The sequence below is a fragment of the Janthinobacterium sp. SUN206 genome (assembly GCF_030587305.1).
Lineage (GTDB): Bacteria > Pseudomonadota > Gammaproteobacteria > Burkholderiales > Burkholderiaceae_D > Janthinobacterium > Janthinobacterium kumbetense.
This window is the reverse complement of sequence record NZ_JAPWIB010000002.1, coordinates 641,543-657,856: the sequence shown is the minus strand read 5'-3', so window position 1 is coordinate 657,856 and position 16,314 is coordinate 641,543. Positions and strand designations below refer to the sequence as shown.

At 65.2% G+C, this 16,314-nt stretch carries 18 protein-coding genes; 8 read left to right on the top strand and 10 right to left on the bottom strand.

The window, feature by feature from the left end; translation table 11 throughout:
- Both O3300_RS15815 and O3300_RS15810 read right to left on the bottom strand, forming a co-directional pair.
- On the bottom strand, positions 1 to 702 hold the full coding sequence (locus O3300_RS15815) for a LytTR family DNA-binding domain-containing protein (RefSeq protein ID WP_305053480.1): 702 nt from the start codon (positions 700 to 702) through the stop codon (positions 1 to 3).
- Positions 699 to 2,336 carry a histidine kinase gene (locus O3300_RS15810; RefSeq protein ID WP_305053479.1) on the bottom strand — a complete coding sequence of 546 codons (1,638 nt, stop codon included), beginning with the start codon at positions 2,334 to 2,336 and terminating at the stop codon, positions 699 to 701. The genes O3300_RS15815 and O3300_RS15810 overlap by 4 nt, the downstream gene beginning before the upstream one ends.
- A gap of 173 nt (positions 2,337 to 2,509) precedes the next feature.
- On the opposite strand from O3300_RS15810, the gene O3300_RS15805 reads away from it, so the two are divergent.
- The 7 genes from O3300_RS15805 (at position 2,510) to O3300_RS15775 (ending at position 8,965) form a co-directional block, all read left to right on the top strand.
- The gene (locus O3300_RS15805; protein ID WP_305053478.1) at positions 2,510 to 4,636 is read left to right on the top strand and encodes a serine hydrolase; all 2,127 of its coding nucleotides are present in this window, start codon (positions 2,510 to 2,512) and stop codon (positions 4,634 to 4,636) included.
- Positions 4,637 to 4,755: 119 nt separating this feature from the next.
- Complete coding sequence (locus O3300_RS15800) at positions 4,756 to 5,586, top strand: transporter substrate-binding domain-containing protein (protein ID WP_289911985.1); 831 nt, start codon at positions 4,756 to 4,758, stop codon at positions 5,584 to 5,586.
- A gap of 20 nt (positions 5,587 to 5,606) precedes the next feature.
- Entirely contained in the window at positions 5,607 to 6,284 is a 678-nt protein-coding gene (locus O3300_RS15795) for an amino acid ABC transporter permease (protein WP_305053477.1), read from the top strand.
- On the top strand, positions 6,284 to 6,976 hold the full coding sequence (locus O3300_RS15790) for an amino acid ABC transporter permease (RefSeq protein ID WP_305053476.1): 693 nt from the start codon (positions 6,284 to 6,286) through the stop codon (positions 6,974 to 6,976). The genes O3300_RS15795 and O3300_RS15790 overlap by 1 nt, the downstream gene beginning before the upstream one ends.
- Positions 6,973 to 7,716, top strand: a complete 744-nt coding sequence (locus O3300_RS15785) for an amino acid ABC transporter ATP-binding protein (protein ID WP_305053475.1) — start codon at positions 6,973 to 6,975, stop codon at positions 7,714 to 7,716. Before O3300_RS15790 ends, O3300_RS15785 begins: the two co-directional genes overlap by 4 nt.
- A gap of 126 nt (positions 7,717 to 7,842) precedes the next feature.
- Positions 7,843 to 8,409, top strand: coding sequence for a glycine zipper domain-containing protein (locus tag O3300_RS15780; RefSeq protein WP_099664866.1), 567 nt, complete (start codon positions 7,843 to 7,845; stop codon positions 8,407 to 8,409).
- Positions 8,410 to 8,605: 196 nt separating this feature from the next.
- Positions 8,606 to 8,965: a hypothetical protein gene (locus O3300_RS15775; protein ID WP_305053474.1), complete on the top strand. Its 360-nt coding sequence runs from the start codon at positions 8,606 to 8,608 to the stop codon at positions 8,963 to 8,965.
- Positions 8,966 to 8,985: 20 nt separating this feature from the next.
- Here the strand turns inward: O3300_RS15775 and O3300_RS15770 are convergent, their stop codons facing one another.
- Together O3300_RS15770 and O3300_RS15765 are read right to left on the bottom strand one after the other, a co-directional pair.
- Positions 8,986 to 9,852: a universal stress protein gene (locus O3300_RS15770; RefSeq protein ID WP_034786273.1), complete on the bottom strand. Its 867-nt coding sequence runs from the start codon at positions 9,850 to 9,852 to the stop codon at positions 8,986 to 8,988.
- A gap of 86 nt (positions 9,853 to 9,938) precedes the next feature.
- Complete coding sequence (locus tag O3300_RS15765; protein ID WP_143451346.1) at positions 9,939 to 10,259, bottom strand: hypothetical protein; 321 nt, start codon at positions 10,257 to 10,259, stop codon at positions 9,939 to 9,941.
- A gap of 232 nt (positions 10,260 to 10,491) precedes the next feature.
- Between O3300_RS15765 and phbB the strand changes: the two genes are divergently transcribed.
- Positions 10,492 to 11,238, top strand: coding sequence for an acetoacetyl-CoA reductase (phbB, locus tag O3300_RS15760; protein WP_305053473.1), 747 nt, complete (start codon positions 10,492 to 10,494; stop codon positions 11,236 to 11,238).
- A 187-nt stretch (positions 11,239 to 11,425) separates the two neighbouring features.
- Here the strand turns inward: phbB and O3300_RS15755 are convergent, their stop codons facing one another.
- From O3300_RS15755 to O3300_RS15730, 6 genes are all read right to left on the bottom strand, one after another.
- Complete coding sequence (locus O3300_RS15755) at positions 11,426 to 11,797, bottom strand: TraR/DksA family transcriptional regulator (RefSeq protein WP_251350759.1); 372 nt, start codon at positions 11,795 to 11,797, stop codon at positions 11,426 to 11,428.
- Positions 11,798 to 11,906: 109 nt separating this feature from the next.
- Positions 11,907 to 12,323: a VOC family protein gene (locus O3300_RS15750; RefSeq protein ID WP_289899228.1), complete on the bottom strand. Its 417-nt coding sequence runs from the start codon at positions 12,321 to 12,323 to the stop codon at positions 11,907 to 11,909.
- An 83-nt stretch (positions 12,324 to 12,406) separates the two neighbouring features.
- Positions 12,407 to 12,868 (bottom strand): hypothetical protein, encoded by a 462-nt coding sequence (locus tag O3300_RS15745; protein WP_099664860.1) that lies wholly within the window; start codon positions 12,866 to 12,868, stop codon positions 12,407 to 12,409.
- Complete coding sequence (locus O3300_RS15740) at positions 12,853 to 13,671, bottom strand: hypothetical protein (protein ID WP_305053472.1); 819 nt, start codon at positions 13,669 to 13,671, stop codon at positions 12,853 to 12,855. Before O3300_RS15740 ends, O3300_RS15745 begins: the two co-directional genes overlap by 16 nt.
- A gap of 88 nt (positions 13,672 to 13,759) precedes the next feature.
- Positions 13,760 to 14,560, bottom strand: coding sequence for a 2-oxo-tetronate isomerase (gene otnI / locus O3300_RS15735; RefSeq protein WP_305053471.1), 801 nt, complete (start codon positions 14,558 to 14,560; stop codon positions 13,760 to 13,762).
- 243 nt (positions 14,561 to 14,803) lie between these two features.
- A complete protein-coding gene (locus O3300_RS15730; RefSeq protein ID WP_099664857.1) occupies positions 14,804 to 16,174 on the bottom strand; it encodes a DEAD/DEAH box helicase in 1,371 nt (456 codons plus the stop codon).
- Positions 16,175 to 16,314: the final 140 nt, after the last annotated feature.

Genomic DNA, 16,314 nt, shown 5'->3' with positions numbered 1-16,314 from the left:
TCAGCCCAGCAACCGCTGTTTCAGCGCGGGATAGCTGCTGCGCGACACGGGGATGCCCGTGCTCGTCTGCGTGTCGAGCGCGTATTTGCCGCCCGCGCCGATCTGCAGCCGCTTGAAACCCAGGCTGTTGACGATGTAGGAGCGGTGCACGCGCAGGAAGTGGGGCGGCAGCAGGGCCATGAGCTTGTCGATAGGCAAGTCGTGAAAGCACTGCTCGCCGCTGCACAGCACGATATTGCTGTAGTGGCCATCGGCTTGCACGTGGTCGATGTCGGCCATGGCGATCCATTCCAGCGCCCCCCGTTTCTTGACGGACAGCGAAGCCGCTTCCGTGTGCCGCCCCGTGTAGCGTTGCAGCGCCTTGTGCAGGCGTTCGCGGCTGAACGGCTTGGCGACGAAGTCGAGCACGCCGAATTCGAAGGCCGTGATCGAGCGTTCCGCGTGAGCCGAGACGATGATGGTCTGGAAGCGCGCATCGGCGGCCAGGCGCAGCAAATCATAGCCGTCCGCGCCGTGCAGGTGCAAATCCAGCAGCAGCAGGTCGACATGCTCCTGCCCTTGCTCCTGCATCAGGGCGGCCAGCGCTTGCGGCACATTGTCATGCAGTACGAGATTGCGGAGGCGCGCGCCGAAATGCGCGCGCACTTCGCGTTCGAGGCCTTGCGCGATCAGCGGTTCATCTTCCAGTATCAACACATTCATGGCGCCGCCGGCAAGGTAAAGGTGAGGCGCCAGCCTGCCGGATGCTGTGCGCGGGCATAGTTGGCCGCATCGCCGAACACGGCGTGCAGGCTGGCGCGGATGTACTGTTCGCCCACGCCGCTGCCCGCATGGGGGCGCGCCTCGCCTTCGGGCAGCTGCAAGGTAAGTATTTGCGTTTGCGCATGTTGTGCGATGCGCAGGATAAAGGCCGCGCCGTGGCGGTAGCGGTTGTGGCTGAACGCATTTTCCAGCGCCGTCAGCAACAGGGCGGGCGGCACGGTGATGCCCGCCGCCTCGCCGTCGAGCTGCAAGCGGCACGGCTGCTGCAGCCGCGTGCCCATGATGCTCAGGTAATTCTCGCACAGGGCCAGTTCCTGCGTCAGGGCAATGCTGGGCTGCTGTGCGAATTCGTTGAGCATGCGCAATTCGGCCCCCAGCGCCTCGATGAAGGTTTCCGCCGCCTGCGGCGATTGCGCGTTGAGTTCGCTGATCAGGCTGAGGGAATTCATCAGGAAGTGCGGTTGCATGCTTTTGCGCAAGAGCTGGTTTTCCAGCTGCTGGGCGCGCGCTGCCTTGCTGCGTTCGCGCAATAGCTGCGCCAGCAATTGCGCGCATACAGGCAGCAGCAGGAAGCACACGACGAGGGCGAAGCCGCCTTCGGCAAACTGGCTGCCCGTCAGCAGGAACAGGATGCACGACGCCAGCGCGATCAAGGTGCCGCCGCGGCTGCCCGGCAGGCGGCGCCACAGGGCGACCAGGTTGAGCGCCAAGCTCGCCGCCAGGCCCGTCAGAAACATCAGCCAGCAGCGCGCGTCGAAATGCGTGGGCAGCGCGCCGGCCAGCGCGATGCCCGCCAGCAGCACCGCCGCCGCCAGCGGCCAGCGGGGCAGGCGGTAAGCCGTATAAAAATACAGGGGCAGCAAGGCGGAAAACAGCCAGGTCAGGGCGCTGACGGCGTACAGGCGCGGCATGTGCGAGGGATAGGCATAGCCGGCAAAGCTGCGCCACAGTTCCGCCACCAGCAGCAGCGCCGCCGCCAGGCAAAGCGCCGCAAACATGGCCCAGTGCCGCTGCCGCTGGTACAGTACCGTCAAGGCGAGAAACAGCAGGGCGACGGCGCCCAGCGCCCCGGCCAGCAGCAGTGGCGGCAACCGGTACCAGGCCAGCGCCGCGCGGTAATCTTGCCGGTCGACCAGGTACAGCGCATAGAATGGCGATGCCAGGTGGGCCGGCACCTGCTGCGTCGACAGCAGCAGGCGCAGGTGGTGCGTGCCCATGGCCAATTGCTGCGGCCTCAGGTGGAGGGCGAAATCGACGTCGCCCGCGCGTTCCCCGCTGGCCTGGCGGGCCGGCTGGCCATTGCTGCCGATCAAGACCCCATCGAGCCACAGCTCGCTGGCAGCCAGCGCCGACAGCACCAGCAATTGCGTCGATGACGGCGTGGCGGCCAGGGCGACATCGCGCTCGACGCACAGCAGCTGGCCCGGCCGGACCAGCTGCTGCAGCGAGGCGGGTGCGGATGCCGTGTTGCCGCAGGTGCGCCAGCCGTCGTCCAGCGAGAGCGGATGCATGGCGCAGGCGAAAGAGGGCAAGGCCAGGCAGCACAGCAACAGGTAGCGGAAGAGGGAGGGCATGGCGGGCATTGTAGCTGCTCATGTGCTACTCCTTTGCAACATTTTCATCGACGCCGGTGCCGTTCGTGCGGGCCACGTGCATTTCGTGCACGGCCCGCCAACGGCGTGTGAAAGACACTTACCATGCATCAGCGCCGTGCTGTGCACACGGCCCTCACCATGGAATCATGACTATGCAAAGCAGCAAATACTACGGTTTCGCCGGCGCGCTGGCGCTGTTCTGCGGCGTGGCGCAGGCCGCCTCCGCCCCATCCTCTGTTTCACCCGCTGCTCCGCCCGCAGCGTTGGCAGCGCGCCTGGCCGATTTCGACGGCTGGGCGGCCCGGCGCATGGGCGCGGAGCGCATCCCGGGCGTCACCGTCGGTTTCAGCCAGGGCGACGTGGAATGGGTAAAAGGCTATGGCTATGCGGACCTGGAAAACCGCGTGCCGGCCACGGCCCAGTCCAGCTACCGGATGGCGTCCGTCACCAAGCCCATGACGGCGGTGGCCATTTTGCAACTGGTCGAACAGGGCAAGATCGACCTGGATGCGCCCGTGCAAACCTATGTGCCGTATTTCCCCGTCAAGCCGTTTCCCGTGACGGTGCGCCAGCTGCTGGGCCACCTGGGCGGCATCGACGCCTACCGCGACAGCAGGGTGGAACAGCATTTCAAGGAGCACAAGGATACGCGCCAGTCCATCGCCGTCTTCGAGCAGTTCGACCTGATCGCCGAACCGGGCACGCGCTTCCGCTATACCAGCTATGGCTACAACTTGCTGGGCGCCGTCATCGAGGCCGCCTCGGGCGAAAGCTATGGCGGCTACATGCGGCGCCATGTGTGGGGGCCGCTGGGCATGGACGCCACCGTGATGGACGACCCCGACGCCGTGATCGCCCACCGCGTGCGCGGCTACCGGCTGGCCGGCAAGGAGTTGAAGAATTCGGAATTCGTCGACATCAGCAGCCGCTTTTCGGCCGGCGGCACGCGCGCCAGCGTGCCCGACATGCTGGCCTTCGGCCGGGGCGTTCACGCAGGCAAGATCCTGTCGGCGGCCAGCGTGGCCGCCATGGTGCAGCCGATGGCCACGCGCGCGGGCCGCTTGACGAATTACGGCATGGGCTGGGAAATCTTGCCGACGGGCGGGCGCTACGCCATCGCCCACAGCGGCCAGCAGCCGGAAACCGTTACCTACCTGTACAGCTTTCCTTCGCGCAAGCTCACCATCGCCGTCGCCGCCAATCTCGAGCGCGTCAATCCCGAAGCCTTCGTGCAGCGCCTGTTCGAAGCCGTCACGGGCGAACCGTGGCAGCTGAACACGTATATCGCCGACGCGGGCGCGCAGCGCGCCTACCAGGTGGCGCAAGGCCTGTTCGAAGAGGGTCGGGCCTACGCCGAACGCACGGATCAGGCGTATGCCGATGCGGCCGCCACGCGCGCAGCCTTCACGCACATCAACCGGCAAGCGCTGGCGCCCGACGCCCAGGCGGCGCGCGCCTACATCGAGGCGGCCCGCCATCCCGCGGGCGGCCGCGTGTTTCTCGTGGCCGGCGCCAGCATGGCCCGGGCATTGCGCGAATCGGGCGTCGACCTGAATACCTACTCGCGCGGCGGCGCGCTGGCGTTTGCGCGCGACTATGTACGGTTGTCGCAAGATGCAAAGGCCGGCACCGTGCCCCGTTTCGACCCCGCCTTCGAGCAAGCCATCGTGGCCCTGGCCGCCAGCTGGGACCGCACGGCCGCCATCGCCTGGCCGGCCGCGTCCGTCTCCATCGCCGCCCTGGATAGCCAGTTGCGCACGGCCTTCCGCGGCCAGCGCGCCTATCCCGATTTCGTGCCCGAGCTGCTTGATCTGGCGCAAGCGTCGGCCGCGCGCGGCGAGGCGGATGCGGCGCTGGCGGCCAGCCGCCTGGCCGTGGAACTGTATCCGCTCAGCAACCGCGCGCATGCGCTGCAGGGCTTGACCTTGTTGCGCGCCGGAAAGACGGAACCCGCCCTCGCGGCCCTGCGCCTGGCGCTGGCCCGCGACCCGCTGGGCGCGGCCAGTCCGGCGGCGCTGAACCTGGAAGCGTACCGCCTGAAAGGCAGCGGCGCCGTGGCGCAAGGCATGGCCGTGCTGCAGGCGGCCGCCAGCCTGCATCCGCGCGACGCGAATCTGCAGGACAGCCTGGCCGAGTTTTATGTGGAACAAGGCTTGCGCCCGCAGGCGGTCGAGGCGTACCGCCAGGCGCTGCAGCTCGACCCCCGCTATCCGGGCGCCGTGGGGGCCAAGGCGGCGATCATCCGCCTCGGCGGCGAGACGAAGGCGCTGGCGCCTTAGTTGATGTCTTCGTTGATGCCTTAGATGAATTCTTCATAAGCAAGGGTGAAAAGATTCCTTTTTGGAAATAAGAGCGCTGCGGTCTAATGGCGGCATTCATTGTCCACCAGAGGAATTTCATGCAGACCCGCCTACACTTCGCCGCGCTTCTTTTCACCTCCATCGCCTTCACGCAGGTGGCGCAAGCGGACCAGCTGGCCGCCATCAAGGCGAAGGGCGAGCTGGTCTGCGGCACCCTGGGCACGGACGAGCCGAACAGTTTTATCGACGCCAAGTCGCGCCAGCTGGTCGGCTATGAAGTGGACCTGTGCCGCGCCATCGCCCAGGGCCTGGGCGTCAAGCCGGTGATCAAGCAGCTGGCCGTGGCTGCCCGCATTCCCGAACTGCAGCAGGGCCGCATCGATATCCTGACGGCATCCTTGACGCACAACAAGGAACGCGAAGCGCTGGTCGATTTTTCCCTGTCCACGTTTTACACGGGCCAGCGCGTGCTGGTGAAAAAAAGCAGCAATATCACGACGGTCGCGGGCCTGGCCGGCAAGAAAGTGCTGACCGTCAAGGGCGGCACGCAGGAACCGAATATCCGCAAGGCCGTGCCCGGCGTGGACGTGGTGACGTTCGAGACGGCGGGCCAGGCCTATCTCGGCTTGCAGCAAGGCAAGGGCGTCGGCTATGTCGACGATGAAGTCTCGCTGCTCAACAATTACGCTAAGCTGGGCGCCGCGCAAAAGGATTACATTGTGCTGCCGCAAAACATTAGCCAGGAAGTGTTTGCCTTCGGCATCCGCAAGGGCGAGACGGGCGTGAAAACCGCCGTCGACAAGGTGCTGCGGGAACTGGAAAAGTCGGGCGAGGCGGAAAAACTGTTCTTCAAATGGTATGGCCCGACGAGCAATGTGAAATTCCAGAAACGCACATTTAAAATTGAATCGGACAAGATCGACGCCTGAACCTTGCCTGACTCTTCCGCATGTTTGATCTGAACTTTTTGCTGGCCGGCGACTACCGAGACTGGTTGCTGTCCGGCTTGCTGCTGTCATTGCGCCTGATGGGCATCACCTTGCTGTTGTCCTTGCCGCTGGCGTGCGGCGTGGCCATGCTGCGCCTGGCGCCGTCGCGCCTGCTCAACGGGCTGGGCGCCGCGTATGTCGAGCTGATCCGCAACGTGCCCTTGCTGGCCCACTTCCTGTTCTGGTATTTCGGCGCGCCCGAACTGTTGCCCGACGCCTGGAAGGAGCGCTTGTATGCCGGCAATATCGAAGCCTTCAGCGCCGTCACGGCCCTGACTTTATATACGGCCGCCTACATGGCGGAAGACATCCGCAGCGGCATCCGCGCCATTCCTGCCCAGCAATTTGAGGCGGGCCGGGCGCTGGGTTTCGGCTTTCTCGCCACCATGCGCCTGTGCATCGTGCCGCAAGCCTTGCGCCTGGCCGCGCCGCCGCTGCTGTCGCAAACCCTGAACCTGTGGCAAAACACCAGCATCGCCACCGTCATCGGCGTGGCCGAGCTGATGTACCAGACGCAGCGCGTGGAAGCGGCCTCGTTCCGCAGCGTGGAAGCGTTCGTCTTCGCCAGCGCGGCCTATCTGGCCGTTTCCCTGGTGATCGCGGGCCTGGCGGCCTTGCTGCAAAAGAAGGTGTCCTGATGCTGGAACTGATCCACGATTACTGGCTGTATTTCCTTGTGGGACGCTATCCCGAGGGGCCGCTGGGCGGCCTGGCGCTGACGGTGCTGCTGGCCAGCCTGGCGCTGGTGCTCAGCCTGCCATTCGGCTTGCTGCTGGGGCTGGCGCGCCTGAGTCCCTGGCGCCTGCTGCGCTGGCCCGTCGCCGCGCTGATCCACGTGGTGCGGGGCATCCCCTTGCTGCTTGTCATCTTCTGGGCGTATTTCTTCCTGCCCAGCCTCACCGGCCATGAAAGCGGGCAATTCGGCACCATGCTGGCGGCCCTCGTCATCTTCGACGGCATTTATCTGGCGGAAATCGTGCGCGCCGGCGTGCAAGCCGTGCCGCGCGGACAGGTGGAGGCGGCCCGTTCGCTGGGCTTGAACTATCTGGACAGCATGCGCACGGTGGTGTTGCCGCAGGCGCTGCGCCACATGCTGCCGTCCCTGGTGAACCAGTTCGTCTCGACCATCAAGGAAACCTCGCTCGGCACCATCATCGGCCTGGCCGAAGTGTCGTTCATCGCCTCGCAAGTCAATGGCCTGGTGCTGACGAAACCCGTGCAAGTGTATTTCTTGCTGGGCATGACGTACTTTGTTTTATGTTTCAGCCTGTCGCGCGCCGCCTTCTGGCTCGAGCGGCGCCAGGCGCGACTCTTGAAAGCGGCTGCATGATTACCTTTGACAACGTCAACAAATACTATGGCGAGTATCACGCCTTGAGCGGCATCAATGAACACGTCGCCAAGGGCGAAGTGCTGGTCGTGTGCGGCCCGTCCGGTTCCGGCAAGTCCACCCTGATCCGCACCATCAACCGGCTGGAGCCTATCGCCTCGGGCCGCATCACGGTGGCGGGCCAGGACATCCACGCGCCGGGGCTGGACGTGAACGCCTTCCGTTCGCATATCGGTTTTGTCTTCCAGCAATTCAACCTGTTTCCGCACCTTTCCGTGCTGGACAATTGCGCGCTGGCGCCGCAGCGCTTGCGCGGCCTGAGCCGCAAGCAAGCGGAAGAGCGGGCGCTGGCCCTGCTGGAACGGGTGGGCCTCGCGCACAAGGCGCGCGCCATGCCGGCGGCCCTGTCGGGCGGGCAGCAGCAGCGCGTGGCCATCGCCCGCGCGCTGGCCATGCAGCCGCCGCTGATGCTGTTCGATGAACCGACCAGCGCCCTGGACCCGGAAATGGTGGGCGAAGTGTTGCAAGTGATGCGCGACCTGGCGCAGGGCGGCATGACGATGGTGTGCGTGACGCATGAAATGGGCTTTGCGCGCGAAGTGGCGGACCGCGTCTGGTTCATGGATCACGGGCAAGTGCTGGAACGGGCCGCGCCCGAGGATTTCTTTGCGCGGCCTCAACATGCGCGCGCGCAACAATTCCTGTCGGATATCCGCAGCTCCTTCAGCGCGTCTGCTTGAGTGAGCATATGATTGGGCATGGGAGTAAGCGGCTGTGTGCGTAAGCGAACGGTATCCTGGTGTTGTCTGGCGCACGCTATCGAGGCGGCGCATGGTGCGCCAGCAGCCGACGAGGAGGGCCGTATCATGTCACGCATCATCGCAGGTCATTTTCAGTTGCAGGAACAGATCGACGTCGCGCGCGCCGCGCTGAACCAGGCGGGCTTTTCCGACAGCCGCATCAGCGCTTTTTTTGTCAACCAGCCGGGGCAGCATGATCTGCACGCGCTGGGCGGCGACCGCGACATGTCGCCGGGCGCGAAGGAAACGCCGGAGGGCGTGGTGGAAGGTGTGGCCGTCGGGGCCGCCTTGGGCGCGGGCATCGGCGCGGCCACCGCCCTGGCGACAGGGCCGCTGGGGCCGGTCGTCGGGGCGCTGGTGGGCGCCCACGTGGGCTCGCTCTACAGTTTCAACAAGATGAAGGAAGCGGGCGAAGCCGAGAAGAATGGCGAAGACAACGGTGAAAACCGCCGCCAGCCACGCCATCCGGGCATGCTGATCGCCGTCGCGCTGGGCGGCCTCGACGAGCGCGAACGGGCGCTCGAGGCGCTGCACCGGCTGGGCGCCGAGCATATCGAGGAAGCGGAAGGCACGATCGCCAATGGCGACTGGCATGATTTCGATCCGCTCAGCATTCCCGTGCTGGTGGCGTGAATTGGCGCTTCTGTGGCGCAAGATGCATAAATTCCGCGCTGCATGAAATTTAGGTATGATCCTTGTTAGTATGAGTAATTATTGGTAAACAATGCCGACAGGGATAGTTTCCGCGCGCCCGAAGTGACACTGGACCAAGGTGACTGCCCGTAGTACTTGCCTCGCATGCTAACGAGTATGGATAGGAGGGCGCGTCATGACACAGGCATGGTTCATTCTGACACGGGCCGATGGGCGCGACATCTGCGCGCCCTCGCCGGCACAGCTGGCCGATGCGCTGGCCGAGGTGTACCGCGGCGGCGCCGTCACGCCGGACGGCAGCCCGGCCGCCGTCCTGTTGCGCTTTGGCTACGACGATGGCTTGATGTATCAGGTCGAAGTCGCTAGCGGAGGCGAAGTCACTTTCGAGGAATGGTCGGACCGCGATTGCGAAATCGCCCTCGCCAGTCCGCGCCACATGTCGGCCCTGCCGCAGGGCGACGCCCTGCAGCTGTGGCAGTGGCTGGCGCAGCGCCAGGTGGCGAAGATCCGCAGCCTGCCATGGCAGGGCGGCTAGCCCGCCGCTTTCACTCGTCCCTAGTGCGCCATCAGCACGGGGATGGTCATGCTTTGCAGGATCGTGCGCGTGACGCCGCCGAGAATGGTTTCGCGCAGGCGCGAATGGCCATATGCTCCCATCACCAGCAAGTCGGCCGACAGGTCGGCTGCCTGCGACAGCAGCGCTTCGCCGATATCGCCGCGCCGCACGCCCCCGCCATCGAGCAAATGCAGCCGCGCTTCCACGCCGTGTCGCGCCAGGTAGTGCGTCAGTTCCGCGCCCGGCTGTTCGCCGTGTTCGGCCGCGTGCACCTGGGCATCGAAGATGGCCACGTGGACTTGTCCGGCGCGTTGCAGCAGGGGCAGGGCGGCGCTCACGGCGCGGCTCGCTTCCTTGCTGGCATTCCAGGAAATGAGTACATTGCGCGCCGCTGCCGGCGGCGCCAGCAGGGGCAGCGGCGGCGCATACGGCACGATCAGCACGGGACGGCCCGAATGCAGCAGCACATAGGCGGGAAAGTCGCGCATCACGGATGGAGATTTATCCTTGGCATTGTATTGGCTGATGACGACCAGGTCCGCATAGCGGGCCAGCAGGCTGATGCCGCCCGCCGCCTCGTCGTCGAGCACGCGCTGTTCGAACGAGGCGACGCCGGCCGCGCGCACCTGCGCCTCGAAACCGTCGAGGGCGCGCGTCGCCCGTTCCCGCAGGAAATTCAAATGCAAGCTCAGGTTCGGATCCGCATCGAGGTCGGGCTGGTTCTGGTACAGCAGGCGCGACACGCCCGTCAGCGCCACGCCCGTCAGGTGGCCGCCGCACGCCTGGGCGATGCTGGCGGCCGCCTCGATGCGGGCGGCGCGCCCGGCGCTGTCGTCGATGTGGAGCAATACGGTCTTGTACGTCATGGCCTGTCCTCTCGCTGTGCAGTAGTGGCCATTCTGGCACAGTCCCGGGTGCCGGCCGCGCACGACTGCGGCCGGTGCTTGTTGCCTCAGCTCATGGCGATGATGATGATGTCGGCGTCGCAGTTGCGGTAATGAATCACGATGACGACGACGCGCCGCAATTGCGCCGCCTTTTGCGCCACCTCCGGCATGGCGCGGCTGGCGCGGTTCTTCATCGTCACCTGCACTTGCGAGGCATCGCTGACGGGGATGCCCATGGCTTTCAGCGCCGCTTTCGGATTGGCCATCAGGGCCAGCGCATGCTGTGGATCGAGCTCCGCCTGATGCACGGATTCCACGTCGCTCATGCCGGGATTGATATCGTTGAACAAGTCCCTCAATGCTTCTGTGTCGTCCTGGATTTCCATCGCGTTCTCCCTGTGAGTCTTACCGTCAAGCAAGGTTTGCACGACCTGCCTGTCGAGGTGCCATCACCTCTTTGAGGAGTATAATTTTGATAATTGTCTCTGCATGGATGCAGCGCAGACGGACGCTGCAATACGCAGGCTCAGCCTTTGATCTGGCGCAATGCCCGCTTCAAAAGTGCCACCTACACTTGATCCCACGCAGAACAACCATAACAAGCGGGGAGAGACAGCAATGAAGGAACAAAAGGTAGCACTGGTCACGGGCGGCATGGGCGGCCTGGGCACGGCATTGTGCCGGCGCCTGCATGCGGCGGGCTTTGCCGTCGTGGCGGCGCATACGCCGGGCAATGCGCGGGTGGGCAGCTGGCTCGACGAGCAACAGGCGCAGCAGTATTATTTCCACCCGCTGGCCGTCGACGTGGGCGATTTCGATGCCTGCAGCGAGGCCGTGGCAAGCGTGCTGGCAAAGTTCGGTCGGATCGACGTGCTGGTCAACAACGCCGGCATCACGCGCGACCAGAGCATGCGCAAGATGGAATTGCCGCACTGGGCCGAGGTGATGCGCACCAATCTCGACAGCCTGTTCAACATGAGCAAGCAAGTGCTCGAACCGATGCTGGCCAACCGCTGGGGCCGCATAATCAATATCTCGTCCGTCAATGGCCAGAAGGGCGCGTTTGGCCAGTGCAACTATGCGGCCGCCAAGGCGGGCGTGCACGGCTTCAGCAAGGCGCTGGCGCTGGAAGTGGCGCGCCACGGCATCACCGTCAACACGGTCTCGCCCGGCTACCTGCGCACGCAAATGGTGACGGCCGTGCCGGCCGATATCCTGGAAACGAAGATCCTGCCGCAGATTCCCCTGGGCCGCCTGGGCGAGCCGGACGAGGTGGCGGCCCTGGTCGCTTACCTGGCGTCCGACGAGGCGGCCTTCGTCACGGGCGCGAATATCGCCATCAATGGCGGGCAGCACATGAGTTGATCCGGCATGCAGCCGGATACTTGAAGCAGGGCAATGGCAGTAGAGGAGACCCGTCCACCCAGCCGGCGCACAGAAGCTGGCGGGGGACGCAAGGCAGCAGCAAGGAAGGAAAGCAGGGGGCAGGGCAGCGATGCCTTGCCCTTTGTCATGCTGCAACGGCTGGTGACATGCGGCGCCGCTGCCCGGCCTAGCGCTGGGCTTTTTCCAGCCGTGTCTGGCAATCGATGCACAGGCGCGCTTCGGGGCGCGCATTCAGGCGCGACAGGCCGATGGCTTCGCCGCAGTTGTCGCACAGGCCGTAGCTGCCGTCGGCAAACTTGGCCAGCGCGTGCTTGATGATGGCCAGCTGCGCCACGTTGTGTTCGGCCGCTTCGCTGACGAGGGCGTTCAAGGTGCGCACGCTGGCGTTGTCGGCCGGCGAGGCTTCGATTTCATTGAGCAGCGAGGCGCGCGCGTCCGCTTCGGCCGCTTCATTCTCGATTTGTTCCAGCAACGCCAGCTTGCGTTGCTCCAGCACGCCCTGCAGGCGCTGCAGCTGGTCTTGCGGCAATCCATTCATGGCCATCACCCGTTAAGAGTCTGTCCTATATGGTAGTCCAGGATGGGCGACTCTGCTTGCGCTACCACCCGCGCCGCGTTTGACGCGGCGCAGGCTGGCAGCGGCCGTTCTATGCTGGTTCTTTCAGGCAGTTGATCATCCAGGCGACGCCGAACTGGTCTTTCAGCATGCCGAAGCGCTTGGCCCAGAATGTTTCCGCCAGGGGCATCTGGATGGTGCCGTCGCGCGCCAGCGCGTCGAAGGCCCGTTCCGCCTCCTCCGGCGTGTCGACGGTCAGGCAGATCGCACTGCCGCTCATGCCCTTGGCGCCCTCGTCGCAGCCGCCGTCCGAGCCCATCAGCATGGTCGGCCCCAGTTGCACGGAGCCGTGCATGATCTTGTCGTACCAGTCTTCCTTGACTTGTTCCTGGGCTGGCGAGCCCCGATACGGCATCAGGCACAGGTCGCTGCCATGCAGGTGCTGGCGGTAATATTCCAGCGCTTGCGCGCAGTTTCCATCGAATTGCAAATACGGTTCGATACGCATGTTGGTCTCCTCTGGTCATCGCCCCGCAGGCACGATTGCCAGGCGGGGACGTCCCAGTATAGGCGCTTGCCAGCCGATTTCAATCAGTCCGGCGCCATCTCTTGCAGCCGCTCACGCACCTTGCCCAGGGCGCCGAGGATGCGCTCGGGATTGCCGGCGAGAACGGCGCTGCCCAGGTGCAACAAGCTCGTCGCCAGGCTGATCCAGTGCCGCACGTCGTCGTTGCGGGCGATGCGCAAGCGCACCGTGTCGAGCAGGCCGCTGAGCTGGCGCTGCGCCGTTTCCAGGCCCGCCACCGTGTGCCCGGCCGCATCGGCATACAGCTGGTTGGCTTGCTGGCGCAAGGCCACTTCCAGGGCGAAGACGGCTTGCGCCTGGCTCAGGCTGATGCCGTTTCCCCCCTGGCTGGCGCGCTTGCGGATGGCGCGCATGACGGCGCCGTGCAAGGTGACGGCCGCCTGCGACAGGCTGTCGGCCAATTGCTCGACGCGCATGGCGCTGCTGAGAGCCGCTTCGCGGCGTTCGCTGCCTACCGATCCGTCCATCTTGCCTCCGTGGTGGTGAGGGCGGCGGCGAGCTGGGCGTGTTCACGCCCCAGTGCCGCCAGTTGCCGGCGTGCCAGGGTATGGCGCAGGCCAGCCAGGCGATATTCCTCGGTCTTGCTTTGCTGCATGTTTTTCGCCAGCACGGCCAGCAGGCGCTGCTGCGGCGTGTCCGCATACGCGATTTCCACGTCGAGCAAGCCGAGCACCATGTCGCGCTCGTTGTCGCCGCTCTTGTCGTACAGCGCCAGCAAGCTGTCGAGCGCGGCCAGCAGGGCTTGCAGCGGCGCATCGCCCTCGTGCAGTACTTGCGCCAGGTGCGCCTGCTGGCTGGCCGCGCCGCCCAGGCGCGATAGTTGCTGCAGCAACAAGGTGTAGGCGCTGACATGGCGGTCGTCGATGCCGCTGCCCGGCCAGGCGCGGATGGCGGCGCCGGCGCCGGCCAGTTCGGGCCGCACGTCATACGCATCGGCATCGGCCAGCCGGCCCAGCGCCTGCAGGTACAGGCGCACGGCTTGCGCCAGGCGCGCCACGTCCGCCTGCGCGGCGCGGCGCTGCGCATCGAGCAGGCGTTCGCGCGCGTCTTCGGTCGGCGACAGATAGGGGCGGGCGCGCTGGTAAGTGTCCACGTGGCGCTGCGCCAGTTCGTTGAAGGCGGTCAAGGCATCGGCGCCGGCCGCCAGGGCGCGCACTTGCGCCAGCTCGGGGCGCGCGGTGGCGCAGCCGCACAGCACGGCAGTCAGGAAGAGGCTCAGGCACAGCTTCAGGCAAAGGGCGCGGCGATGGCGGGCGGGCAGGGTGGACACGGCACCTCTCGACAGGAAATACTGTATGGAAAGGTATTGTCGTGCCGGCTTGCGCCGGCCGCCTTGTGCGGGCGCAAGCGCGCTGCGATCAGGCGCCCAGCGTGCCCGCTGTGCCCGTCAATTGCTCGCGCCAGCCCAGTCCCGCGACGGTATCGCTGGCGGGGCGGTATTCGCAGCCGACCCAGCCTGCGTAGCCGACCTGGTCCAGCAGTTTGAACAGATGGCGGTAGTTGATCTCGCCCGTGCCCGGTTCGTGGCGGCCCGGCGTGTCGGCGATCTGGATGTGGCGGATCAGGGGCAGCAGGGCGCGGATGGTGTTGCTCAGTTCCCCCTCCATGCGCTGCATGTGATAAATGTCGTATTGCAGGAAGACATTGCCGCGCTGGCAGTCGGCGATGATGTCGGCCGCCTGCTGGCTATGGTTCAGGAAGTAACCGGGCATCTCGTAGCGGTTGATGGGCTCGATCAGCACGTTGATGCCATGCGGACGGCAGGCGTCGGCCGCATATTGCAGATTGGCAATCAGGCTTTGCCGCGCCCGCTCCAGGCTCATGCCGGGCGGCACGATGCCGGCCATGCAGTGCAACTGCTTCGCGCCCAGCGCCAGCGCGTAATTGAGCGCCAGTTGCACGTTGCCGCGGAATTCCTCGCCGCGGCGCGGATCGCAGGCGATGCCCCGCTCGCCGTGTTCCCAGTCGCCGGGCGGGAAGTTGAAGAGGGCCAGATGCAGCTGGTGGCGTTCCAGCCGCATGGCGATCTGCCGCGCCTCGACGGCATAGGGGAAAAGAAATTCGACGGCATCGAAGCCCGCTTCCCTGGCGGCGGCAAAGCGGTCCAGGAAGGGCAGTTCGGTAAACATCATGCTGAGGTTGGCAGCGAAGTTCGGCATGGCAGCACGCAGGTGAGGATGATGGGCACTATCCTAGCCCAAATCGGCAAATGGTGGCGTGCATAAAAAAACCGTCCCAGGAGCAAGTCCTGGAACGGTTTTATTGTATTTTTAATACAGGTAAACGGGGCCTGAAAGCGTAGCGAGCGGGAGTGATATTGCGTCGAGTCGCGCAGCCGTACAAGAGTACGGCGAGCAACGCAAACGCCATAGCGCCCCGCGCAGTAGCTTTAAGGCCGCGTTTTAGCGGCCGCGGCCGCCGGAGCGATGGTTCGCCGCCGAACGCGGCGCATTGCCCGAACGGTTGCCGCCGCCACCGCCGCCCGATGGGCCGGCGCTGCGTGGCTTGGCGCCGCTGCCGCCCGTTTTCACGCGCACCACGGCGCCCGCTGGCGCGCGGCTGTTGTTGCGGTGACCGCCGGTGCCGCTGCGCAGTTGCACAGGCTGGGCGCGGGCGTTCAGGTCCGGCTCGAAGCCTTCGATGACTTCGCGCGGCAGGGTTTGCTTGATCAGCTTTTCGATGTCTTTCAACATTTCGTGCTCATCCACGCAAACCAGCGACACGGCTTCGCCCTTGGCGCCGGCACGGCCCGTGCGGCCGATACGGTGCACATAGTCTTCCGGAATGTTCGGCAAGTCGTAGTTGACGACGTGCGGCAACTGGTCGATATCGATACCGCGCGCGGCGATGTCGGTGGCGACCAGCACTTGCAGGGTGCCATCCTTGAACTCGGACAGCGCGCGCGTGCGTGCCGACTGGCTCTTGTTGCCGTGGATGGCCAGGGCGCCGATGCCGTCCGCGCCCAGCTGCTCGACCAGTTTATTCGCGCCATGCTTGGTGCGCGTAAATACCAGCACTTGCGTCCAGTTGTTCGACTTGATCAGGTAGGACAGCATCGGGTGCTTCTTGTCGCGGTCGACGGGATGGATCTTTTGCTTGATCACTTCCACGGTCGAATTGCGGCGCGCCACTTCGATCATGGCCGGCTTGTTCAGCAAGCCGTCGGCCAGGGCCTTGATCTCTTCCGAGAACGTGGCCGAGAACAGCAGGTTCTGGCGTTTTGGCGGCAGCACGGCCAGCACTTTCTTGATGTCGCGGATGAAACCCATGTCCAGCATGCGGTCGGCTTCGTCTAGGATCAGGATTTCCACTTTCGACAGGTCGACGGTGCCCTGGCCCATGTGGTCCAGCAAGCGGCCCGGCGTGGCGACGAGGATGTCGACGCCGTGTTTCAGTTGCTTGATCTGCGGGTTGATGCCGACGCCGCCGAAGATCACGGCCGAGTTCAATTTCGTGTACTTGCTGTAGGCGCGCACGCTTTCCTCGACCTGCGCGGCGAGTTCGCGCGTCGGTGCAAGGATCAGGGCGCGGATCGGGCGCGTCGAAGTGTTGCTGGTGATGGCCGCGCCATTGGCGTCGGTCGACAGGCGGTGCAGCACGGGCAGGGTGAAGCCGGCCGTCTTGCCGGTACCGGTTTGTGCGCCGGCCAGCAAGTCGCCGCCAGCCAGCACGGCGGGAATCGCCTGCGACTGGATCGGGGTCGGCACGGTGTAGCCGTGTTCGGTAACGGCACGTACGATAGCGTCGGACAATCCGAGGGAGGAAAAGGACATGGTAACTTTATTGTGAGATCGGCCTGTCGCCATCGTGGGGCGCCAGTCGCAGGCAATCAGATTAGGGGTCGAAAGACAGCGGCAAGGGGACTGGTCATATGTGCCGCACACGCGAAGTATAACAGCATGGCAAAAACGCG